General features: G+C 63.7%; 21 protein-coding genes and 1 tRNA gene. 14 read left to right on the top strand and 8 right to left on the bottom strand.

Annotated elements, in window-relative coordinates; genetic code table 11:
- The first annotated feature begins 12 nt into the window (after positions 1–12).
- Entirely contained in the window at positions 13–2,106 is a 2,094-nt protein-coding gene (gene ligA / locus WH367_RS08120) for an NAD-dependent DNA ligase LigA (protein ID WP_339535368.1), read from the top strand.
- A gap of 170 nt (positions 2,107–2,276) precedes the next feature.
- On the top strand, positions 2,277–3,083 hold the full coding sequence (locus WH367_RS08115) for a hypothetical protein (RefSeq protein ID WP_339535366.1): 807 nt from the start codon (positions 2,277–2,279) through the stop codon (positions 3,081–3,083).
- 107 nt (positions 3,084–3,190) lie between these two features.
- Here WH367_RS08115 and WH367_RS08110 read toward each other — a convergent pair whose 3' ends face one another.
- The 3 genes from WH367_RS08110 to WH367_RS08100 form a co-directional block, all read right to left on the bottom strand.
- Positions 3,191–3,736, bottom strand: a complete 546-nt coding sequence (locus WH367_RS08110; RefSeq protein ID WP_339535364.1) for a hypothetical protein — start codon at positions 3,734–3,736, stop codon at positions 3,191–3,193.
- A gap of 14 nt (positions 3,737–3,750) precedes the next feature.
- On the bottom strand, positions 3,751–4,362 hold the full coding sequence (locus WH367_RS08105; RefSeq protein WP_339518169.1) for an NUDIX hydrolase: 612 nt from the start codon (positions 4,360–4,362) through the stop codon (positions 3,751–3,753).
- Between the two features lie 86 nt (positions 4,363–4,448).
- Positions 4,449–5,147 carry a fumarylacetoacetate hydrolase family protein gene (locus WH367_RS08100; protein ID WP_027011165.1) on the bottom strand — a complete coding sequence of 233 codons (699 nt, stop codon included), beginning with the start codon at positions 5,145–5,147 and terminating at the stop codon, positions 4,449–4,451.
- A 191-nt stretch (positions 5,148–5,338) separates the two neighbouring features.
- Here WH367_RS08100 and maiA point away from each other — a divergent pair, with 191 nt between their 5' ends.
- The 7 genes from maiA to WH367_RS08065 all read left to right on the top strand — a co-directional run bounded on the left by maiA (position 5,339) and on the right by WH367_RS08065 (position 11,270).
- Entirely contained in the window at positions 5,339–6,010 is a 672-nt protein-coding gene (maiA, locus tag WH367_RS08095) for a maleylacetoacetate isomerase (RefSeq protein WP_339535363.1), read from the top strand.
- Complete coding sequence (locus WH367_RS08090; RefSeq protein WP_339535362.1) at positions 6,007–6,888, top strand: polyphenol oxidase family protein; 882 nt, start codon at positions 6,007–6,009, stop codon at positions 6,886–6,888. Before maiA ends, WH367_RS08090 begins: the two co-directional genes overlap by 4 nt.
- A gap of 132 nt (positions 6,889–7,020) precedes the next feature.
- Positions 7,021–7,332 (top strand): helix-turn-helix transcriptional regulator, encoded by a 312-nt coding sequence (locus tag WH367_RS08085; protein ID WP_027011164.1) that lies wholly within the window; start codon positions 7,021–7,023, stop codon positions 7,330–7,332.
- A gap of 28 nt (positions 7,333–7,360) precedes the next feature.
- Positions 7,361–8,674 (top strand): type II toxin-antitoxin system HipA family toxin, encoded by a 1,314-nt coding sequence (locus tag WH367_RS08080; RefSeq protein WP_339535361.1) that lies wholly within the window; start codon positions 7,361–7,363, stop codon positions 8,672–8,674.
- A 126-nt stretch (positions 8,675–8,800) separates the two neighbouring features.
- Complete coding sequence (locus tag WH367_RS08075; protein ID WP_339535359.1) at positions 8,801–9,229, top strand: PaaI family thioesterase; 429 nt, start codon at positions 8,801–8,803, stop codon at positions 9,227–9,229.
- Between the two features lie 82 nt (positions 9,230–9,311).
- Positions 9,312–9,815 carry a GNAT family N-acetyltransferase gene (locus WH367_RS08070; RefSeq protein WP_339535358.1) on the top strand — a complete coding sequence of 168 codons (504 nt, stop codon included), beginning with the start codon at positions 9,312–9,314 and terminating at the stop codon, positions 9,813–9,815.
- Between the two features lie 33 nt (positions 9,816–9,848).
- Positions 9,849–11,270 carry an MFS transporter gene (locus WH367_RS08065; RefSeq protein WP_021028094.1) on the top strand — a complete coding sequence of 474 codons (1,422 nt, stop codon included), beginning with the start codon at positions 9,849–9,851 and terminating at the stop codon, positions 11,268–11,270.
- A gap of 6 nt (positions 11,271–11,276) precedes the next feature.
- Here WH367_RS08065 and WH367_RS08060 read toward each other — a convergent pair whose 3' ends face one another.
- A complete protein-coding gene (locus tag WH367_RS08060; protein ID WP_339535356.1) occupies positions 11,277–11,561 on the bottom strand; it encodes a hypothetical protein in 285 nt (94 codons plus the stop codon).
- 62 nt (positions 11,562–11,623) lie between these two features.
- Between WH367_RS08060 and WH367_RS08055 the strand changes: the two genes are divergently transcribed.
- The 3 genes from WH367_RS08055 to phbB all read left to right on the top strand — a co-directional run bounded on the left by WH367_RS08055 (position 11,624) and on the right by phbB (position 15,803).
- Positions 11,624–13,381 (top strand): PHA/PHB synthase family protein, encoded by a 1,758-nt coding sequence (locus tag WH367_RS08055; protein WP_339535354.1) that lies wholly within the window; start codon positions 11,624–11,626, stop codon positions 13,379–13,381.
- 124 nt (positions 13,382–13,505) lie between these two features.
- Positions 13,506–14,687 carry an acetyl-CoA C-acetyltransferase gene (locus WH367_RS08050; protein WP_339535352.1) on the top strand — a complete coding sequence of 394 codons (1,182 nt, stop codon included), beginning with the start codon at positions 13,506–13,508 and terminating at the stop codon, positions 14,685–14,687.
- A gap of 378 nt (positions 14,688–15,065) precedes the next feature.
- Entirely contained in the window at positions 15,066–15,803 is a 738-nt protein-coding gene (gene phbB / locus WH367_RS08045) for an acetoacetyl-CoA reductase (RefSeq protein WP_021028090.1), read from the top strand.
- Between the two features lie 56 nt (positions 15,804–15,859).
- On the opposite strand, the gene WH367_RS08040 is transcribed toward phbB, so the two are convergent.
- From WH367_RS08040 to WH367_RS08030, 3 genes are all read right to left on the bottom strand, one after another.
- A tRNA-Gly gene (locus WH367_RS08040) sits at positions 15,860–15,933 on the bottom strand.
- A 78-nt stretch (positions 15,934–16,011) separates the two neighbouring features.
- A complete protein-coding gene (locus WH367_RS08035) occupies positions 16,012–16,626 on the bottom strand; it encodes a GAF domain-containing protein (RefSeq protein WP_021028082.1) in 615 nt (204 codons plus the stop codon).
- A 158-nt stretch (positions 16,627–16,784) separates the two neighbouring features.
- A complete protein-coding gene (locus WH367_RS08030; protein ID WP_339535350.1) occupies positions 16,785–17,378 on the bottom strand; it encodes an IMPACT family protein in 594 nt (197 codons plus the stop codon).
- Positions 17,379–17,594: 216 nt separating this feature from the next.
- On the opposite strand from WH367_RS08030, the gene WH367_RS08025 reads away from it, so the two are divergent.
- Together WH367_RS08025 and WH367_RS08020 are read left to right on the top strand one after the other, a co-directional pair.
- A complete protein-coding gene (locus WH367_RS08025) occupies positions 17,595–17,777 on the top strand; it encodes a hypothetical protein (protein ID WP_021028080.1) in 183 nt (60 codons plus the stop codon).
- A 404-nt stretch (positions 17,778–18,181) separates the two neighbouring features.
- The gene (locus tag WH367_RS08020; protein WP_339535348.1) at positions 18,182–20,704 is read left to right on the top strand and encodes a YgiQ family radical SAM protein; all 2,523 of its coding nucleotides are present in this window, start codon (positions 18,182–18,184) and stop codon (positions 20,702–20,704) included.
- 168 nt (positions 20,705–20,872) lie between these two features.
- Here WH367_RS08020 and WH367_RS08015 read toward each other — a convergent pair whose 3' ends face one another.
- Complete coding sequence (locus WH367_RS08015) at positions 20,873–22,003, bottom strand: YncE family protein (RefSeq protein ID WP_339535346.1); 1,131 nt, start codon at positions 22,001–22,003, stop codon at positions 20,873–20,875.
- Positions 22,004–22,036 lie beyond the last annotated feature (33 nt).

Here is a 22,036-nt window from a genome sequence, read left to right as displayed (position 1 = left end):
GAGTCAAGCCGCATGGCTGAGAATATTGATCTTTTCGCGTCGCCCGCTGGCGATGCTCCGCAGGATGCCGCCGCCGAGGTGCAGGCCTTGCGCGCGCAGCTGGAGCAATGGGCGCATGAGTACTATGTGCAGGATGCGCCCACGGTGCCCGATGGCGAGTACGACCGCGTCTACCAGCGGCTCGAAGCACTGGAGAAAGCCCATCCTGAGTTGCTGAGCCCGGACTCGCCGACCCAGCGCGTGATCGGCGCCATTCTGGAGGGCCTGACCCCCGTGCGCCATGCGGTGCCGATGCTCAGCATCCGCACCGAGACCGACAACGAAGCCAGCGGCGCGCAGGCCTTTGATACGCGCATCCGCAAGGAGCTGGGCCTCGATCCCAGTGACCCGCCGGTCGAGTATGTCGCCGAGCCCAAATTCGACGGCCTAGCGATGAACCTGCGCTACGAGGGCGGGCGCCTGGTGCAGGCCACCACGCGCGGCGATGGCGAAGTGGGCGAGGACGTCACCCACAATATCCGCACCATCCGCCAGATACCGCTGCAGCTGCGCCAGGATGCCGCCGTGCCACCCGTGCTGGAAGTGCGCGGCGAAGTCTATATGCGCCGCGATGATTTTGATGCGCTCAACCGCAAGCAGGAAGCTGCTGGCGGCAAGACCTTTGTCAACCCGCGCAATGCGGCAGCTGGCGCAGTGCGTCAGCTTGACTCCAACATTACGGCCCAGCGCCCGCTGTCCTTTTTTGCCTATGGCCTGGGTGAGGTGACGCCGCTGGCCCAAGGCGGCATGCAGTGGGACAGCCACTACGCAATGCTGATGCAGCTGCGCGCCTGGGGCTTTCCGGTGGCGCCGCAGGTCTGCGTGGCCAAGGGCGCCCATGAGCTGGTGGCCTTTCACCAGCGTATGGGTGCCGAGCGGGCCAACCTGGGTTATGAGATTGATGGCGTGGTCTACAAGGTCAACAGCCGCGCGCTGCAGCTGGAGCTGGGCTTTGTCAGCCGCGAGCCACGCTGGGCCGTGGCCCACAAGTACCCAGCCCAGGAGATGGTGACGCGGCTCGAAGGCATTGAGGTGCAGGTGGGCCGCACCGGCAAGCTGACGCCGGTGGCGCGTCTGGCGCCGGTGTTTGTCGGTGGCGTTACTGTCACCAACGCCACCCTGTCCAATGTGTTCGACATCCGCAAAAAGGGCGTGCGGGTGGGGGACGATGTCATCGTGCGCCGCGCGGGCGATGTGATCCCCGAGGTGGCAGGACGGGTGCCTGGTGCGCGGCCGCAGTATGTGCCCAACTTCTCGATGCCTAGCCAATGCCCGGTCTGCGGCAGCGATGTGGTGCGTGAAAAAGGCGAGGCCAACCACCGCTGCACTGGTGGCCTGTTCTGCGTGGCCCAGCGCAAGGAGGCCATCCTGCACTATGCGCACCGCCGTGCGATGGACATCGAAGGCCTGGGTGACAAGCTGGTGGACCAGCTGGTCGACAGCGGCGTGATCCGCAGCCTGCCCGACCTCTACAAGCTGGGTATTGCGACCTTGTCGGGCCTCGAGCGCATGGCAGAGAAGTCCGCACAGAATGTGCTGGCGGCGCTCGAGTCTTCCAAGAAAACCACGCTGGCCCGCTTTGTGTTTGGCCTGGGCATTCGCCATGTGGGCGAATCCACCGCCAAGGATCTGGCCAAGCACTTTGGTGTGCTCGACGCGATCATGGATGCCTCGGTAGAAGACCTGCTGCAGGTGAACGACGTGGGACCGGTGGTGGCCAACAGCCTGCACACCTTTTTTGCGCAGCCGCACAACCGCGAAGTGGTCGAGCAGCTGCGCGCTGCGGGCGTGCACTGGGACGAGGCAGTGCCTGCCGAAAAGCCCGCGCAGATTCTGGCTGGCATGACCGTGGTGCTGACCGGCACCTTGCCCACCATGGGCCGCGATGAAGCCAAGGACCTGCTGGAAGCGGCAGGCGCCAAGGTCTCCGGCTCAGTCAGCAAGAAGACCCATTACCTGGTGGCCGGCGCGGACGCGGGCAGCAAACTGGCCAAGGCCCAGGAGCTGGGCGTGGCTGTGCTCGATGAAGCTGCGATGCTGCGGCTCTTGCAAAACGGCGCGCCTTGATCTGGCGCACATGGTGCGCCTCGCCACGCTGCACAGCAGCACATAGCAGGCGGTGGGGCGATAGGGATAGGGGCTTTCTCTGACATCGGCATGCGCCAGATGTCAATACGATGAAAAATACCAGTGGCTGCGATCCGGCGGCCCTGCTTTTTTTATGCAGAGGAGATGCCGTGAGCTATACCCTGAGACAAGTTCAGACCTTGCTGACCAAGCCTGAGTTGGAGCTGTTCCAAGCCAGCCGTGCCAATGCGATCAAGGATCTGACCGAGCGCCAGCTCAGCAGCAAGATCACCCGCAGCCGTACCTTGCGCGCCAAGTACCGCGATCTCTACCAACGCCAGACGGTCAAAACCCAGAAGGGATCGGCCGCTGCGCGCCGGCCTGCGGGCAATGAGAACAACCGCACCGAGCTCAAAGCCGATGTGATACAGGACCTGCTGGGCCGCTTTGAAGAGCGGCTTGCCAAGCTGCAGGCGACGGCCCTCAAGGGCGCGGCAGGCGCAGCCGCCAAGCCTGCAGCCGCCCCTGCGAAGGCGGCGAAGAAGACTGCAAGCAAAACAGCAACGAAGACAGCAAGCAAGACCGCAGCCAAGCCAGCAGTGAAGGGCGCGGCGAAGAAGCTGGCTACCAAGTCTGCAAGCAAAACGTCGGCCGCCGCGCCGCGCAAAGCAGCCAAGACGGCCGTGAAGGTGCCCGCAGCCAAGAAGCCAGCTGCGGTCAAAAAACCAGCGGCCAAGTCCACCAAGGCCCCTGCGAAGAAGGCGGCAGCAGCGCCCGCCAAAGCACGCAAAACGGCTGCTGCCAGCGCCCAGGTTGGCGGCAATGCTGCAGCGGCTGCGCGCGGCGCGGTGCCTACGCGCCAGCCGGCAGCGGCCAGCCGGGGCAACCCCATCAAGGCCCAGCCGGTGAACAAGAAAATTAAGGCCAGCGGCCAATCCAAAACCCGGGCGGCACAGGCCAAGCGCGACAGCCGCTAAATAACCAGTCCATCAAAAATGCCGTACCCGCTGTATAGCGGATACGGCATTGTCATGTGGGCTGGCGTTGCCGCACCACGCCCTGCGCAGGGGGGCCGCTCAGCGACTCAGGGCTTGGTCTTTTTGGCAGCCGGGCTGGGCGCGGCGGCTGGTTGCTGCGCCTTGGCGTAGGCCTTGGTCATCATCTCGCGCAGCAGGCCCGAGCTCGATTGCTGCATCATGCGGTTGATGTCGGTCTGCTTGCTCTGCATCAGTTGCGCATGCGGCGATTGTGGGCCTTGGTCGAGCAAGGACTGCAGCTGGGCCTCGTTGAAATTCTGTGCGTAGGCGGCAGCCAGCTGCGTGTCCCAGCGCTTTTGGTAGTCGGCTGCGACCGAGCGCGTGGCCGCAATCATCGCCTGGCCCGCTTGCTGCTGGCCCATCTTGTCGATCAAGGCCTGGTACTCGGGCGATTTGGCCGCAATCTGCAAACCCACCTGGGGCAGGCTGTGGCCAAGCTTGTATTTCTCGACCAGGGCCAGCGCCATGTCCTGCAGTTTGGCGGCATGGGCGAGGCCTGGCAGCCAGGCGCTGCTGGCCGCCACGGCGGGCAGTACCAAGCTGCCCAGCAGGCGGCGGCGGGCTGAGGAGGTGCGGGTGAAGGTAGAAGTCATGGGTGGCACGCTGGTCAGGAAGTGGTCGATGGGGTGGAGGCTTGGGCGGCCTTGGGGGGAACCAAGGGGCCGGCGGGCGTCTCCAGATCGATCACATGGATGCCGAATGCGCCGCGCTTGCGGTCTTCAAAATAGCGCTGCAAGGTGACCTTGACGGTGCGAAAGGCGATCTGGTCCCAGGGGATCTCGGCCTCGCTGAAGAGGCGCGCCTCGATGGTTTCCCAGCCGGGCTTGAATTCGGTGCTCTGCAGCTGGGCCAGGTAGAACAGGTGTACCTGGCCGACATGCGGCACATTGACGAGCGAGAACAGCGGGCCCATCGTGATGTCGGCGCCGGCTTCCTCATCGGTCTCGCGCTCGGCGCCCTGGCCGGTGGTCTCATCGAGCTCCATAAAGCCGGCCGGCAAGGTCCAGTAGCCTTTGCGCGGCTCGATATTGCGCAGGCACAGCAGCACCTTGTCGCCCATATAGGGGACGGTACCCACCACGTTCAGCGGGTTCTCGTAGTGCACGGTATGGCAGGCGGGGCAGATCGCGCGGATCTTGGTGTCGCCGTCATCGGGCAGGCGGTGCTCAACCTGGGTGCCGCAGCGGCGGCAAAAATCAACGGGGGCGCGTGAGGTCATGCGGTCTATTGTGCGTCAAGGCCGCGCTGCTCGCGGCCAGGGGCGAAAAAAAGCGCCACCGCAGTGGGTGGCGCGTTGTCCTGGCCTTACACCAGTTCGATCTTCAACGAGGGCAGGCCCGTCACACCGCCTTCGAGCACATCGCCCTTGACGACAGCGGCCACGCCTTCAGGGGTGCCGGTGAAGATCAGGTCACCGGCTTGCAGCTCCCAGGCTTGCGAGATCACTTCAATGGTCTCGGCAATGTTCCAGATCAGCTTTTGCACATTGCTGTGCTGGCGTTCGGCGCCATTGACCTTGAGCCAGATCTCGGCGTTGTTGACATCACCGGCCTGGGCGGCGGGCACCAGCGCTGCAATGGGCGCGCTGCCTTCAAAGGCCTTGCCGATTTCCCAGGGGCGGCCTTGCTTTTTCATCTCGTTTTGCAGGTCGCGGCGGGTCATGTCCAGGCCCACGCCATAGCCCCAGATGTGCGCGGCGGCGTCTGCTGCAGCAATGTTCTTGCCGCCCTTGCCAATGGCCACCACCAGCTCGATCTCGTGGTGCAGGTTGCTGGTGAGCGTTGGGTAGGCGATCTGGCCGGTGCTACCTGTGGCCACGGGCACCACGGCATCGGCGGGCTTCATGAAGAAGAAGGGCGCCTCGCGGCCGGTAAAGCCCATTTCCTTGGCATGATCTTCGTAGTTACGGCCCACGCAGTAGACGCGGCGCACGGGGAACAGCTGGTCGCTGCCTTGAACAGGTACGCCGGTTGGCGAGGCTGGAGGGATGACGTATTGGCTCATGCTGGACTTTGGTTGGAGGCGGGAGAAAACCGCCCGGTTGAAGCGGTGCCAAAAATTATGCGGCAAAACAAAGCAGCCTGCAGGCTCCCAGGCACAGCCCTTGCTGGTCTTGGCATGCCAGGGAGCTGCAGCTGTCATGCGGGTGACTGGCCCACCCGCAGTTGCACCGCCCTGCGTTATGCTCGGTCGCCATGAAGCTGCACAACTATTTCCGCTCGTCCGCGTCCTACCGGGTGCGCATTGCGATGCAGGCCAAGGGCCTGGCCTATGACTACCTGCCGGTGCACCTGGTCAAGGCCGAGCACCGCGAACCCGCCTTTGCCAGTCATGTGGGCGATGCGCTGGTGCCCGCGTTGGAGACCGATGACGGCCTGTGGCTGAACCAGTCGCTGGCCGTGATCGAGTGGCTGGACGAGGCCTACCCGCAGACGCCCTCCATGCTGCCGGGCAATGCCTTGGCCCGTGCCCGCGTCCGCGCGCTGGCCCTGCAAGTGGCCTGCGAGATCCACCCGATCAACAACCTGCGCGTGCTGGCCTACCTGACCGGTGAGCTGGGCCACAGTGATGCTGAAAAAACCCAGTGGTACCAGCACTGGTGCCGCACCGGGTTGGAGGCCTTTGAGCGCCAGCTGGTGCTGCTGGCGGCCGAGCGCCAGGCGCAAGGCCTGGCACCATCGCGTTTTTGCTGGGGCGATAGCCTGACGATGGCGGATTGCGCGCTGGTGCCGCAAGTCTTCAATGCCCAGCGCTTCAAGGTCCATCTTGAAGGCCTGCCACTGACGATGGCCGCCTATGAGGCGGCCTTTGCGACCGATGCGGTGCAAAAAGCCCAGCCTGCCGCCTGCCCGGATGCCCAGCCATGAGTGATGTTGCGTCCAACCCCTTTCCCGCTGACTGGCTGCTGCCCCAGTGGCCTACGCCGCCGGGCGTGTTTGCGCTCTGCACGACGCGCGGCGGCGGTGCCAGCGAAGGCCTGTTTGGCACCACCAACCTGAGCTTTAACGTGGGCGATGTGCCTGGCCATGTGCAAAGCAACCGGCTGCTGCTCGCCCAGGCCATGCAGGCGCTGGAGCAGCAGGCCGGCTACGGTGCCGACCAGGCCCGCCCCCGCCAGCCGGTATTTGTGCGCCAGGTGCACGGCCGCCAGGTGCAGGTGCTGCGCGAGGGCGGCGGCGCTGAGCAACCGGCCGATGCCAGCGTCAGCGATGTACCCGGGCTGGGCTGCACCGTGATGGCGGCCGATTGCCTGCCCGTGTTGTTCTGCCACCAGCAGCTGCCGGTGGTAGGCGCCGCCCACGCCGGTTGGCGGGGCTTGCTGGGGCAGGACGGGGTAGGGGTGCTGGAGAGCTGCTTTGCCGCCTATGCCGATCGCGTGCGCCGGCAGGCGGGCCAGGCCGGCCTGAGCGATGCCCAGATTGCCGCGCAAACCATGGCCTGGCTGGGTCCTTGCATCAGCCAGCCTGCGTTTGAGGTGGGTGCCGAGGTGCAGGCCGCCTTTGTGGACCCGGACCCGGATTGCGCGCCGCTGTTTGTACCCGGTAAGCCGGGCAAGTTTTTTGCCAACCTGAGCGGCCTCGCCCGCCACCGCTTGCAGCGCTTGGGCCTTGGGGCGTTGTTTGGCAATGACGGCAGCCAGGATTGGTGCACCGTGGCCAACCAAGAGCGGTTTTTCTCGCACCGGCGAGACGGCTCGCCCGGCGGTGGCACCGGGCGCTTTGCCGCCTGCATCTGGGTGGCCTAAACGCTCTGCTATCGCCCAAGCTTTGCCACTAAAGTACTCATTTTTATTGAAATGAGTACTTTTGGAATCTTTTTGCATCTGACTGTGTTATTTAATCTACTCATTTCATCAAAAAAGAGTAGAATATGCAGCATGACTACCTCTTTGATGGCCACCTTGGTGGCAGCCCGCAAAGCCCAGCAATTGACCCAGGCCCAACTGGCCGAACAGGCAGGGCTCTCGCGCATGGCGGTGCAGCGCACCGAAACCGGCGATGTGGACCCGCGCTACTCGACCGTGGCCGAAATGGCCCGGGTGCTGGGCATGCAGCTGGTGGCGGTGCCCGCTGATTTGCTGCCCGCGCTGCAGGCCTTTATCCAGTCGGGCGGCAAGTTTTTGGGCCAGCCGACCGGTGCGGAAGCCCCCCCTTCGGTAGTAGACAGCCTGGCGGGCCGCAAGCCCTGAGGCAAGCTAGGCGCAAGCGAGGCACTGAATGAGCACCTCCATCCGCTACCTGCGTCTCTATATGCACCTGCCCGGCAGCATGGGCGGTGGGCGGCGTGCGATTGGCTACCTGTCGCAGTACGGCGATATCCTGCGCGTCTCGTTCGAGGAGAGCTATATCGCAGATCCGGAGCGGCCTGTGCTCTCGCTCAGCTACCAGGGCGCGACGGAGGCGGACACCCAGCGCATCCTGCATGCCGCGCGCGACGCTCGGCTGGTGCGTACCGATGGGCGCTGGCCGGTCTACTTTCAGAACCTGCTGCCCGAGGGCCATAACCGCCAGCGCCTGGCCGCAGAGCGGGGCTGCTCGCCCGATGACGAGTTTGAGCTGCTGGCCGCTGCCGGCCATGACCTGATGGGTGCGCTGGAAGTGGAGCCCGTGCCGCGCGATGAAGCCATTCCCGACGTGGTGCGCCACTGGCACACCTCGCAAGGCCTCGATGTGCTCGAACCCGGTTTTGTCGAGTTTCCGGTGGCCGATGCCGCGTCGCTGCCAGGCATCGTCACCAAGTTCAGTGCCGTGCAGGATGGCCGGCGCTATACCGTACGCCGCCGGGGCGCGGCGGGCAGCGTGATCCTGAAGCTGCCCAGCACCCAGCACCCTGACCTGGTGGCCAATGAGTACAGCTGCTACCAGCTGTGCCAGGCCTTGGGGCTGACAACGGCCGATGCACAGATCATCAGCCGCGCACAGGCCGATCTGCCCGAGCACCTGCCGTTTGACGAGATCTTGGCCGTGCAGCGCTTTGACCACCTGCCAGACGGCACCCGTGTGCACATGGAGGAGTTCAACCAGGCCCTGGGCTATGCGCCGCGCCACAAGTACGGCAAGGGCCTGCAGCAGGACTGGCCGACGATGCTGCGCGTGCTCGATCGCCTGAGCCCCCAGCCCGTTGCCGATACCCGCGAGTTTTTGGCCCGCACAGTGGCCGCCATCCTGATGGGCAATACCGATGCGCACCTGAAGAACTGGGCGCTGGTCTACCCCGATGGGCGCCAGCCGCGCCTGGCTCCCGTCTACGACTGTGTCTGCGTCGCCGCCTTCTTTGAGGGTTCGGCCCCGCAACAGTACGCCGTCAACAAGGCCATTGACAGCAGCATGCGGGCGCTCAGCTGGGACGATGTGGCGACCCTCCTGAAGGCCGCCGGTCTGCTGCGCGTGCCGCGCCATATCAGCCTGCTCAAGGACATGGTGCGGCAGGCGCAGAGCGCCTGGCCCGCCTTGCTGGCCCAGGCGCCTGCCGGCATGGCGACCGTGGTGCAGCAGCGTTTGCACGGTGGCGTGGCCATCACCACGCTGTAAGAACCTGCGTAAATGGCGCAGGCCAGCGTATTGCCCGACTGGCTGTCGCTTGTATGTCAGGGTTTGCCCCAGGGAAGCGCCCAAAGGCGGTATGCTCCACGCTTGCCTGTTGCTGGAGCCTGTGCTGTGCTGCCCTTTGAAGTTGAAATCCCCTTTGTCAGCCACCTGGGCTTTAGCTTGCACCGCTGGGAAAACGGCGAGGCGGAGCTGCATTACCGGGCCCGGCCCGAGCATCTCAACAGCTACGAAGTCACCCATGGCGGTGCATCGATGACCTTGCTCGACGTGACCATGGCCCATGCGGCGCGCAGTGCCATCCCCGGCAGTGGCGCGGTGACGATTGAGATGAAAACCAGCTTTATGGCGCCGGCCAAAGGCGCCTTGGTGGCCAGGGGCAAGCTGCTCTCGCGCAGCAGCCGCATGGCCTTTTGCGAGGCCTGGCTGTATGACGAGCAGGGCGCCTTGTGCAGCCATGCAACGGGCACGTTCAAGTACGTGATGCCCGAGGTGGTGCAGTCCTTGCAGGCCGCCAAAAAGCAGATCAAGACCGACTGATTTCCGCGCGTGCGCAATGCGGCGCTAGAGCGCAACTGGGCCTGTGGCCGCTGTCCCCAGGCCCCCGATAGATGGACAGAACATGCCAAAGCCTTCTTCAACGCTGGACCAGCTGAGCTGGTCCTTCCAGCCCTTTGCGGCGCTCAATCTGCAGCAGCTGTATGACCTGCTGCATGTGCGCTGCCAGGTCTTTATTGCCGAGCAGGTTGCCTTCCAGGACCTGGACTACAAAGACCAGGATGCCTGGCACCTGCTGGGGCGTGATGCGCAAGGCAGGCTGCAGGCCTATGTGCGGGTGCTGCCGCCAGGCCTGGCCTATGCAGAGCCGTCGATTGGCCGCGTGGCCGTCATGCAGGCGATGCGCGGCACGGGGGCTGGCTGGGAGCTGATGCGCCACGCGATGGCCGAAACCGACCGTCTGTGGCCAGGCACCACCATTCGCATTGGCGCGCAGGCCTATTTGCAAAAATTCTACGAAGGCTGCGGATTCGACGTTGTCTCGGAGCCCTATCTGGAAGACGGCATTCCCCACCTGACCATGCTCTACCCGGGCAAGCCCCAGGCGGTGGAAAGCGTCGCCGTATGAAAACTGCCCATCCACACATGCCGGTGATCTGCCATGGCTGAGGCGCGCATGCAACCGGCCTCGCTGAGCGAGGGTCTGCCCATGCCCGAGCGGCGCCTGGCGATGCTGGTCATCGTGCTGGGCCTGATCGTGGCCGTGCTCGATGGCAGTATCATGAACCTGGCGCTGCCCACGGTGGCCAAGGAGCTGCAGGCGTCGCCTGCCGAGGCGATCTGGGTCATCAATGCCTACCAGCTGGGCACCTTGGGCCTGCTGCTGCCCTTGGCCGCGCTGGGCGAGCGCATTGGCTACCGCAAGGTCTACCTGGTGGGGCTCGTGTGTTTTACGCTGGCATCGGCCGTGGCCATGCTGGCCCAGTCGCTGTGGCTGCTGATTGCAGCGCGCGGCCTGCAGGGCATGGGCGCGGCCGGGGTGATGGCCGTCAATGCTGCACTGGTGCGCTTGACCTACCCGGCGGCCAAGCTGGGCAAGGGCATGGCACTCAACTCGCTGGTGGTCGCGATTTCGTCGGTGGCCGGCCCTGGTGTGGCGGCATTGATTCTGTCGGTGGCCAGCTGGCCCTGGCTGTTTGCGATCAATGTGCCGCTGGGCATTCTGACCTTGTGGCTGGGCCGCAAGGCCTTGCCGCGCAACCCGCAGCAGCTGCTGGATGCACCGCATGCCAAGTTGACGCCCATTGATGTGGCGCTGAATTTTGCGATGTTCTCGCTGGTGTTTCTGGGGGCCGAGCGTATCGGCGCACGACATGGCATGGAGTCGGGCGGCTCGTCCGCCTCAGGCTGGCTGATGCTGGGCTTGGGCCTGCTGCTGGGCGCCTGGTATGTGCTGCGCCAACGCAAACTCAGCCTGCCTTTGCTGCCGCTGGACTTGCTGCGCATTCCTGTTTTTGCGCTGTCCATGGGGGCATCGATTGGCGCCTTTGCGGCGCAGATGCTGTCCTTTATCGCGCTGCCATTCTTGCTGCTGGACGCGCTGCAGCGCAGCCATTTTGCGGCCGGCATGCTGATGACGGCCTGGTCGGTGGCGATTGTGCTGGTGGCTCCGCTGGCGGGGCGGCTGATTGGCCGGGTAGAAGACGGTCTGCTCGGCGGCATCGGCATGGCGATTTTGGCGCTGGGCCTTTTGAGCCTGGCGCTGCTGCCAGTCGACCCGAGCGACCTCAACATCGGCTGGCGCATGGCCTTGTGCGGCCTGGGCTTTGGGCTGTTCCAGTCGCCCAACAACCACACCATCGTGACCTCGGCACCGCTGGCCCGCGCAGGCGCTGCCAGCGGCATGCTGGGCACGGCGCGGCTGACCGGGCAATCGCTGGGTGCGGTGCTGGTGGCCATCATCTTCACCTTGTGGCCGGTGGCCAGCGGCCATGGCACGACGGTGGCGCTGTATCTGGCAGCCGGCTTTGCCGCGATGTCGGGTGTGTTCAGCAGCCTGCGGCTGCGGCATTCAGCGCACTAAGCGGCTTTAAGAAGCATCGGGCGGCGGCGGTGGGGCAGGGGCCTGTTGCGCCTCGGCTTCGGCCCGGTGGCGCATGCGGCGCCGCGCAGGGGTGCCGGCGATGAACAGCAGCAAACCCAGCGGCAGCGCGCCATAAAGCAGCAAGGTGAAAAAGGCGCCCAGCAGGCTGCCCTGGGGGCTGGCGGCCTCGACCACCGCCATCAACACCACCACATACAGCCAGGCTATCGCTATCAGGTACATGCCCTGGAATTTACCCGAACTTGCTGCCCACCAGCACACGGCTGCCATTTTTTGCGCCTAAGATGCACACAAGCCCATGCCCGGCATGGAGCCTGTTCAGGGAGACGACGATGACGCAGCAACCGTATTGGGGACTGGGCAGCGACCAGTTCCAGCAACTCAGCCAGATGACCCAGCAATGGATGGAGCGCATGCAGTCCATGCAGACCATGGCATCTCCCTTCAATGCGGTAGGCGCACCCCAGGGCTTTACCGCCGGTCTGGGGGCGCTGCCAGCGGGCACGCCCCCCGTCAGTTTTGACATGGCCAAGCTGCAGGCCATCCAGGCGCAGTACGCGCAAGCGGCCTTGGCGCTGTGGACCGAAGGCGCCAAGGGCGAGGTGGCCCTGCCCAAGGACCGCCGCTTTGCCGGCGACGCCTGGCAGCAAAACCCGGTCTCCACGTTCACCGCCGCCAGCTATGCGCTGCATGCCAAGACCATGATGGATATGGTCGATGCGGTGCAAGGCGATGAGAAAACCCGCGCGCGTGTCCGCTTTGGCGTGGAGCAGTGGCTGGCAGCGACGGCGCCCAGCAACTTCCTGGCCTTCAATGCCGAAGCGCAGCAAAAGGCACTCGACACCCAGGGCCAGAGCATTGCCCAGGGCCTGCAGAACATGCTGGCCGATATGCGCCAGGGCCATGTCTCGATGACCGATGAGTCGCTGTTCGAAGTGGGCCGCAATGTGGCCACCAGCGAAGGCGCGGTAGTCTTCCAGAACGCGCTGTTCCAGCTCATCGAATACAAGCCGCTGACCACCCAGGTCTATGAGCGGCCGATGCTGTTTGTGCCCCCTTGCATCAACAAGTACTACATCCTCGATCTGCAGCCCGACAACTCGCTGATCCGCTACAGCGTGGCCCAGGGCCACCGTACCTTTGTCGTCAGTTGGCGCAACCCGGATGCCAGCCTGGGCGACAAGGGCTGGGACGACTACATCGGCAGCGCCGTACTGGAAGCGATTGAGGTGGTCAAGGCCATCTCCGGCAAGCCCCAGATCAACGCGCTGGGCTTTTGCGTGGGCGGCACCATGCTGGTCAACGCGCTGGCGGTGCTGGCGGCACGCGGCGATGACTCGGTGGCCAGTGCCACCTTGCTCACCACCTTGGTGGATTTCCAGGACACCGGCATTCTCGATGTCTTCATCGACGAGAACTTCGTCAAGTTCCGCGAGCTGACCATGGGCCAGAACGGCCTGATGCCCGGCCAGGAGCTGGCCTCCACCTTCAGTTTTCTGCGCCCGGTCGATCTGGTGTGGAACTACGTGGTCGGCAACTACCTCAAGGGCGAGACGCCGCCGCCTTTCGACCTGCTGTACTGGAACAGCGATTGCACCAACCTGCCTGGGCCTTATTACGCCTGGTACCTGCGCAACTTCTACCTGGAAAACAAGCTGGTGCAGCCCGGCGCGCTCAGCGTCTGCGGTGAAAAGCTCGACGTCGGCAAGATCGACATGCCGATCTACATCTACGGCTCGCGTGAGGACCATATCGTGCCCATTGGCGCGGCCTACGCATCCACCCAGGTGCTGGGGGGCGACAAGCGCTTTGTCATGGGTGCTTCGGGCCATATTGCCGGCGTCATCAACCCGCCCGCCAAGAACAAGCGCAGCCATTGGCTGCGCGAGGATGGCCAGTTGCCCGCCGACATCGATGCCTGGATGGACGGCGCCGATGAGCTGCCCGGCAGCTGGTGGACGGACTGGAGCCAGTGGCTGGCCCAGCATGCAGGCAAAAAGGTGGCAGCGCCCAAAAGCTATGGCCGCGCGCGCACCGACTACCGGGAGCTGGAGCCCGCCCCCGGCAGCTATGTGCAAGCCAAGGCCTGACCTGGAAACCATAGCGGTCTGGTTGCAATTGCAGGGTCGCCAACCCCATGCTGCGGTGCAATAATCTGCAGCGCAGGGCCGTCTGAGACAACGGCATCCGTGCCCATTTTGAAAAGGAAGAATCATGGAAGACATCGTCATCATCTCCGCCGTGCGTACGGCAGTTGGCAAGTTTGGCGGCTCGCTGGCCAAGGTGCCTGCGACTGACCTGGGTGCCACCGTCATTCAGGAAGCACTGGCCCGTGCCAAGGTGGGTGCCGACCAGGTCGATGAAGTCATCATGGGCCAGGTGCTGGCCGCTGGCGTGGGCCAAAATCCCGCACGCCAGGCGATGATCAAGGCCGGCGTGGACAAGAAGACCCCGGCGCTGACCATCAACGCCGTCTGCGGCTCGGGCCTCAAGGCGGTGATGCTGGCAGCGCAGGCGGTTGGCCAAGGCGATGCAGAGATTGTCGTGGCCGGTGGCCAGGAAAACATGAGCCTCTCGCCCCACGTGCTCAACGGCTCGCGCGACGGCCAGCGCATGGGCGACTGGAAGATGACCGACACGATGATCGTCGACGGCCTCTGGGATGTGTACAACCAGTACCACATGGGCATCACCGCCGAGAACGTGGCCAAGGAATTCCATATCGACCGTGACAAGCAGGATGCCTTTGCACTGGCCAGCCAGCAAAAGGCAGCGGCTGCGCAGGACGCCGGCAAGTTCGACGAAGAAATCGTCACCGTGCAAATCCCGCAGCGCAAGGGTGACCCGGTGGCCTTCAAGGCCGATGAGTACATCAACCGCAAGACCAATGGCGAAGCGCTGGCGAGCCTGAAGCCCGCTTTTGACAAGAGCGGCTCGGTGACGGCCGGGAATGCCTCGGGCCTCAACGATGGCGCTGCCGCGCTGGTGATTGCCAGCGGCAAGAAGGCCAAGGAGCTGGGTGCCGAGCCACTGGCACGCATCGCCGGCTTTGCCACCGTGGGCCTGGACCCCAAGATCATGGGCATGGGCCCCATGCATGCCGTGCGCAAGGTGCTGGCCAAGACCGGCTGGAAGGCCGAGGAGGTCGATCTGTTCGAGCTCAATGAAGCCTTTGCGGCCCAGGCCTGCGCGGTGAACCAGGAGCTGGGTCTGGACACCAGCAAGGTCAATGTGAACGGCGGCGCCATTGCGATCGGCCACCCGATCGGCGCATCCGGTGCGCGCATCTTGGTGACCCTGCTGCACGAGATGAAGCGCCGTGGCTCCAAGCGCGGCATCGCCGGCCTGTGCATTGGCGGCGGCATGGGCGTGGCGCTGGCGGTCGAGCGTCTCTAAGCCGTTCTTCCCCCGCATCGCTTGCATCGCAACCGCCTCTCGGGGCGGTTTTTTGATGTGCGCCCGTCGCCGCGCAAGACAGGGCTGAGGGCTTGGCAAGGCTGGTGCTTGTTCCGTCATTGAGGGCCATTGGACTGTCATAAAAATACCTGACTATGGCTGTCTGCTTCGTGATAGGGTTTGCGAGGATGCGGCGCGAAAACGATCAAAACCGCGCGTTAATCAGGCGCGTTTTTGTTGCAATAGCCGGTCAAAATCGCCGAAATTAAGGGCTACTGCAAGAAATTGTTCGCTTGGCGTAAACGAGCGTTTGCATACCTCGTTTCTTGGTTACAGTGGTAGTGCACAGGCATTTCAAGCAAAACCAAGGAGATGTGAATGAGTCAAAAAGTGGCCTACGTAACCGGCGGTATGGGAGGCATTGGGACGGCCATTTGCCAGCGTTTGCACAAAGATGGATTCAAGGTGATTGCGGGCTGCGGGCCCACGCGCGATTTCCAAAAATGGCTGGGCGAGCAAAAGGCGCTGGGCTATGAGTTCCACGCTTCGGTGGGCAATGTCGGCAACTGGGAATCCACCGTCGAAGCCTTTGCCAAGACCAAGGCGGAGCACGGCAGCATCGATGTGCTGGTGAACAATGCCGGCATTACCCGCGACCGCATGTTCATCAAGATGACGCCCGATGACTGGCAGGCGGTGATCGAAACCAACCTCAACTCCATGTTCAATGTGACCAAGCAGGTCGTCGCCGACATGGTGGAAAAGGGCTGGGGCCGCATCGTCAACATCAGCTCGGTCAACGGCGCCAAGGGCCAGGCGGGCCAGACCAACTACTCCGCTGCCAAGGCAGGCATGCACGGCTTCTCGATGGCCCTGGCCCAGGAGCTGGCCGGCAAGGGCGTGACCGTGAACACCGTGAGCCCCGGCTATATCGGCACCGACATGGTCAAGGCCATCCGCCCCGATGTGCTGGAGAAAATCGTTGGCACCATCCCGATGAAGCGCCTGGGCGAGCCCACCGAGATCGCGGCAATCATCGCCTGGCTGGCATCGGAAGATGGCGGCTATGCGACGGGTGCCGAGTTCTCGGTCAATGGTGGTTTGCACACCCACTGATCGCCACAGCAGCTACCCATGAAAAACGCGCCTCATAAGGCGCGTTTTGTTTTGTCTGGAGCGGGTGATGGGAATCGAACCCACATTATTTGCTTGGGAAGCAAGAGTCCTACCACTGAACGACACCCGCGTTTGCTGACATTGTATCCATAGAAATCGCAACACCCGCTGTGCTGCTGCCGCATTGGCTACAGTCAGGTTGTGTGACTCAGTTTCCCTTCTTGCCAGGGAAAGCCCAGGCCTGCTTTTTCTCATCGAGCGGCTGCAGCTTCCATTTCTCCAGTTCGGCGTCGCGCTCAGTCTCGCGGCGCACATCGATGCGGCGAGCCGTGTGCTTGGCAACGACGGCGAGTTTTTGCAGATCGGTATCGCGCAGCGTCGGATCGGGCTCGGTGCTGAAGCAGCACAGGGTGCCGTAGATCTGGCCATCGGCGAGGATGATGGGGGTGCTCAGGTGGGCGCCAACGCGGAAAGGGGTGGCAGGGAGTTTGGCCGACTCGATGTGCTCTGCCGCATCATGCACCAGTGGCGGCAGGCGGCCGTCGAGCACGCATTGGCAGAAGGACTGCTCCAGTGAGGAGCCGCCACCGGTCTCGATCAAGGCCTTGTCGGCGCTGTGGTCTACATGCTTGAAGGTGCGCTGGCCATTGCGGATCTCGGAGACAAAGATCACGTCCATTTTCAGATGCTCGCGCAGGCCGTGCAGCACCTCTTTGACGTTCTGGTCGATCAGGTCATCGGCGCCTTCGGCCGTGGCCACCAGCAGCTCGCTCATCGATACTTCCAGCGCGTCAGGTGCGTAATCCCATAAATGAATGGCCATAGTTGTTCTCGCTATTTCCATGCGCTACCCGTTAGCGCATCCCGGTCGCGTTTGATGATAACGGCACTGAAAAGCGTGTGCATCCCTGGCAGCAGGATTGAATTACTCTTTTACATGGAAGCGAGCGCACACGCGGTGCTAGCTCCGCCAACCCGGATTCAAGCGGACTCGTCGATCCAGGTCAGGCGGCCCTGGCCGAGCTCATTCATCCTGGCGACAAAGTCAGGCGCCTGCGAGGCGACCAACTCGATCTCGGCAAGCACATCATCGCCGTGGCTCACCTGCAGTAACTGCGCGTTGGCGCTGGCAACCTCGCGCCGCATGCCGCCTTCGAGCGCATAGGGCAGGCGGCATTGCAGGCGGGCCATTGCCTGGCGCTCGACTTTTTCTGCTTTCACCATCGCCTGGGCAATGGCGTCGGTGTAGGCCCGCACCAGACCGCCGGCGCCCAGCTTGACGCCGCCAAAATAACGCACCACGGTCGCCAAGGCGCCTTCGATCTGCTGGTGGCGCAGCACATCGAGCATCGGGCGGCCAGCAGTGCCGCTGGGCTCGCCATCATCGACCGCGGCTGACTGCCCGCCCGCCATCAGCGCCCAGCACACATGGTTGGCACCGGGGTGCTGCTCGCGCAGGCTTTGCACAATGACCAGCGCTTGTGAGCGATCCTGCACGGGCTGAACGCAGCCGATGAAGCGGCTTTTCTTGATGAGCAATTCGCTGTGAACGGGCTGGGCCAGGGTGTAGGGCATGCGTTGCGTGGAGAAGACGTTTGCTTACACTGTCATGCGTCAACGTCGCCTAGATGTCATGCGTTAGACACATATCATTGTTTCAATGACGGGAGCGCTCCAGTGATGGAGTGGCTTGCCGCAGCGGAGACCTCAGGCGCAGCCAGGCGCGAGTCTACCCCGATTTTTCCAAGAACCATTTCATACCACCGACTGACACATTACCCGGGAGCGACCATGCAACACCAACTGCAAACCAATTTGGATTCCTTGAACAACCATGGGTTCGGACGTGCAGGTTTGGAGACGCCCGCCTATGTGACTGAAGTATTGGCAGCCCTGCCAACGACCCCCAGTGCCAATGACGATGGCAGCTATGTGGACCTGGCCCAGCGCGTGCGCGAAGGCGGTGAGTGGTAAGGCGCTGAGTAAGCGCGCCAGGATGGGGTACCGGTTAACAGACAGAACCCGCATCGCATGAGCGCCATAGGCAGCCTAGGCTGCCTTTTTTTATTTGCGGTGCCATGCCCAGCCATGCGACAATGGCGGGCTGTTTGATGCAGCGCAAAAAATGCGGTTTTAATACCCTCTGCTGGTGGCCATAGCCCTAGCCAGCCAGGGGCCGGTGATTATCCAAGCCTGGCGCCGCGCTGCAATGCCTTGACCGCCCTGGTCTGAACTGGGGCCTTGCCCCCGCAGATGCTTCCAAATACATAGCATCAATACCCGTACAAGTGCGCGCTACGGGCTATTTTTTTAGAATATCGGACCCCGCCACCCTGGCGCCGAGCCCCGCGTGCATTACTCCACGACTGTTGTTGCCCATGTCTGCCCCGATTGATGTTTCTTTTTTTGAACGTGCTGCCAAGCCGCTGACCAGCTACAAGCCGTACTGGGCCAAGCGCTTTGGTGCTGCGCCATTTCTGCCGATGAGCCGTGCCGAGATGGACCAGCTGGGCTGGGACAGCTGCGACATCATCCTGGTCACCGGTGACGCCTATGTGGACCACCCCAGCTTTGGCATGGCCGTCATTGGCCGTGTGCTGGAGGCCCAGGGCTTTCGCGTGGGCATCATTGCGCAGCCCGATTGGCAAAGCGCCGAGGCCTTCAAGGCGCTGGGCAAGCCCAACCTGTTCTGGGGCGTGACAGCGGGCAATATGGATTCGATGATCAACCGTTATACGGCTGACCGCAAGATCCGCTCCGACGACGCCTACACGCCAGGCGATGTGGGTGGCAAGCGCCCGGACCGTGCGGCCATCGTCTACAGCCAGCGCTGCCGCGAAGCCTACAAGGATGTACCGATTGTGCTGGGCGGCATCGAAGGCTCGCTGCGCCGCATTGCGCATTACGACTACTGGAGCGACAAGGTCCGCCGCTCGATTGTGGTGGACAGCAAGTGCGACATTCTGCTCTACGGCAATGCCGAGCGCGCGCTGGTCGAAGTGGCCCACCGCATTGCCGCGCGTGAGCCGGTCGAGAACATCACCGATGTGCGCGGCACCTCGTTTTTCCGCCGCGCATCGGAAGAGGGCTGGTTCGAGGTGGACTCCACCACGGTCGACGAGCCCGGTGAGGTCGAGCCCCATATCAACCCCTACATGACGACCAGCGAGCAGGCCGAAGCCCAGGGCCAGAGCTGCGCGAAGGAAGATGCGGAAAAGCAGGGCGCTGATGCGTCCACGGCCGCGCCCGCCGCAGCGGCCTGTGGCACGGCAGCAGGCGCTGCCAGCACCAGCGCGCCCACGCTGTCGAATGTGCAGCCGCTGCAGTTTGTGCCCAACCTCTCGCTGCGCCACAAGTCCAAGATGCCGGCGCGCGACCGCACCGTGCTGCGCCTGCCCAGTTTTGAAGAGGTCAAGAGCGACCCGATTCTCTACGCCCATGCCAACCGCGTGCTGCACCTGGAGACCAACCCCGGCAACGCCCGCGCGCTGGTGCAGGCCCATGGTGAAGGAGCCACGGCCCGTGATGTGTGGATGAATCCGCCGCCCATTCCGCTCACTACCGCCGAAATGGACTGGGTGTTTGGCCTGCCGTATGCGCGCAGCCCGCACCCGGCCTATGCCGACGAGAGCGGCAGCCATGAAGGCACGACCAAGATCCCTGCCTGGGAGATGATCCGCACCTCGGTCAACATCATGCGCGGCTGCTTTGGTGGCTGCACCTTCTGTTCGATCACCGAGCACGAAGGCCGCATCATCCAGAGCCGCTCGGAAGATTCCATCATCCAGGAGCTCGAAGACATCCGCGACAAGGTCAAGGGCTTTACCGGCACCATCTCCGACCTGGGCGGCCCCACGGCCAATATGTACCGCCTGGGCTGCAAGAGCCCGCAGATCGAGGCGGCCTGCCGCAAGCCCAGCTGCGTGTTCCCCGGCATCTGCCCGAACCTGCACACCGACCACGGTCCGCTGATCAAGATCTACCGCCGCGCGCGCAAGCTCCCTGGCATCAAGAAGATCCTGATCGGCTCGGGCCTGCGCTATGACCTGGCGGTCAAGTCGCCCGAGTACATCAAGGAGCTGGTACAGCACCATGTGGGCGGCTACCTGAAGATCGCCCCCGAGCACACCGAGGCCGGGCCGCTGAACAAGATGATGAAGCCGGGCATTGGCAGCTATGACCGCTTCAAGCAGCTGTTTGAAAAGTTCAGCGAAGAGGCGGGCAAGAAGCAGTTTCTGATTCCCTACTTCATTGCCGCCCACCCGGGCACCAGCGATGAGGACATGATGAACCTGGCGATCTGGCTCAAGAAGAATGGCTTCCGCGCCGACCAGGTGCAGACCTTCTACCCCAGCCCGATGGCTACGGCCACCGCGATGTACCACAGCGGCCGCAATACGCTCACCAAGGTGCGCCGCCAGATGCGCGACGAGGCCGAGGAGCGCGTCGACATCGTTCGCGGTGAAAAGCGCCGCCGTCTGCACAAGGCGTTCTTGCGCTACCACGACCCCAACAACTGGCCGCTGCTGCGCGAAGCGCTCAAGACCATGGGGCGCTCGGACCTGATCGGCAATGGCAAGCAGCACCTGATCCCGACCTTCCAGCCGCTGGTCGATGGCAGCTACCAAAGCGCGCGTAAGAAAAACAGCACCAGCTCCAAAAGCGGTAGTGGCCTGGGCTATACCACCAACAAGGATGGCAAGGCTGTAGCGCTGGCACCGCGCCGCCCGCAGGAGCAGCAAGAGCCCAAGGGCGATGTGCGCTTTCGCAGTGCGCAGCCCAAGCCCGGTCAGCTGCTGACCCAGCACAGCGGATTGCCGCCACGGGCGGGTGTGCGCGCCGGCGCGGGCAAGCCTGGCTTGGCCAAAAAGACGGGCCCCGCGCGCAAGGGCAGCCGCTAAGACTGCGGTGTTGTTGCACCCAGATCGCCGCAAAGGCGCCAAGCGAAGGCTTGGCGCCTTTGTTTTTGGCGGGTTGGGGAGGCAGCCACCGGCCAGCGTGCAGGAGCGATGGTCTGCACAACCCTTGCCCCACGGGGCGGCCAAAGCAGGGGCTTTGGCAGCGGGGGGTTAGCCCATCAGCTTCTGCCCATGGCGGTGCAGTGCCGTAATGCCCGCAACCAACAGCAGCAAGCCGGCCCAGACGCCGCTGATCGGAATGGGTTTGCCTGCCACGACGCTGCCCGCTTCCAGGCCACTGGCATCCTGCTTGGTGGCAGCCTTGTGCGCGCCAGCGGCCAGCGCAACCCCCCAAGGGGCACTGCCTACCGTCACGGCGCCATGCACTTCCTGGGTGGCGGTATCGATGATGGACAGGCTATTGCGCTGCGGATTGCTCACATAGGCATGCGTCCCGGCCGGATGGAAGACGACATGCTGGGGTGTTTGGTCCACCTCGATCACAGCGGCCACCGAGTGGCTGGCGGTGTCGATGACCGACACGGTGCCGTCGCCGCTGTTGGTGACATACGCCTGGGTGCCTGCGGGGTGGAAGGCGATGCGACTGGGATGCTGGCCGACAGCGACCGTGGCGACGACGCTGTGGGTTCGCGTATTGATTACGGTGACACGGCCACGGGCTTCGTCTGACGCGCGGTTGACCACATAGGCCAGGTTGCCTGCCGGGTGTACCTTGATATCGCTGGCATCGGCGCCGACGCTGATGCGCTCGAGCACCGTGCCGCTGCTGGGGTCGATCACCGCCACTTTGCCGACATCGGGGTCGCGGTGTTGTTCGAGCGAATACAGGCGTGAACCATCGGGATGGACGGCCATGCCGCGGGTGTTTTGGGGGCTGACGGGAAACATGCGCATGAGTTGGTGGGTGGCGGTATCAATGACGGCAATCGCGCCGCCGCCAGGCGTGGTGGTGTCGACATAGGCCAGTGCCCCGGAAGGGCTGAAAACCACATCGTTGCTGACATGGTTCAAAGCAATGCCTGTGAGCAACTGCTGCTTGTTCAGATCGAGTACCGCAATGGTGGCGGACCAGACGCTAGAGAGATAGGCCAGGCAGCCGTCCGGGCTGATGGCAATCTCCTGGGGCATGGCCATGCCGGCGGGGATGGTGGTGATGCTGCGCTTGCTCGCGACATCGACCACCGAGACATTGCTGTCATCGCGGTTGACCACATAGGCCAGCGGTGCGGCCTGGCCCAAGCCGAAGGCGCAGCACAGCGCCATGGTACCGGCCCAGCGCAAGCTCCAGCGCGGCCATCCTTTCAGATTGACTAA

Source organism: Comamonas sp. MYb21 (genome assembly GCF_037479395.1).
Taxonomy (GTDB): Bacteria; Pseudomonadota; Gammaproteobacteria; order Burkholderiales; family Burkholderiaceae_C; genus Comamonas.
Note: the sequence above shows the minus strand (reverse complement) of the source record. Positions and strands in the feature narration are given on the sequence as shown.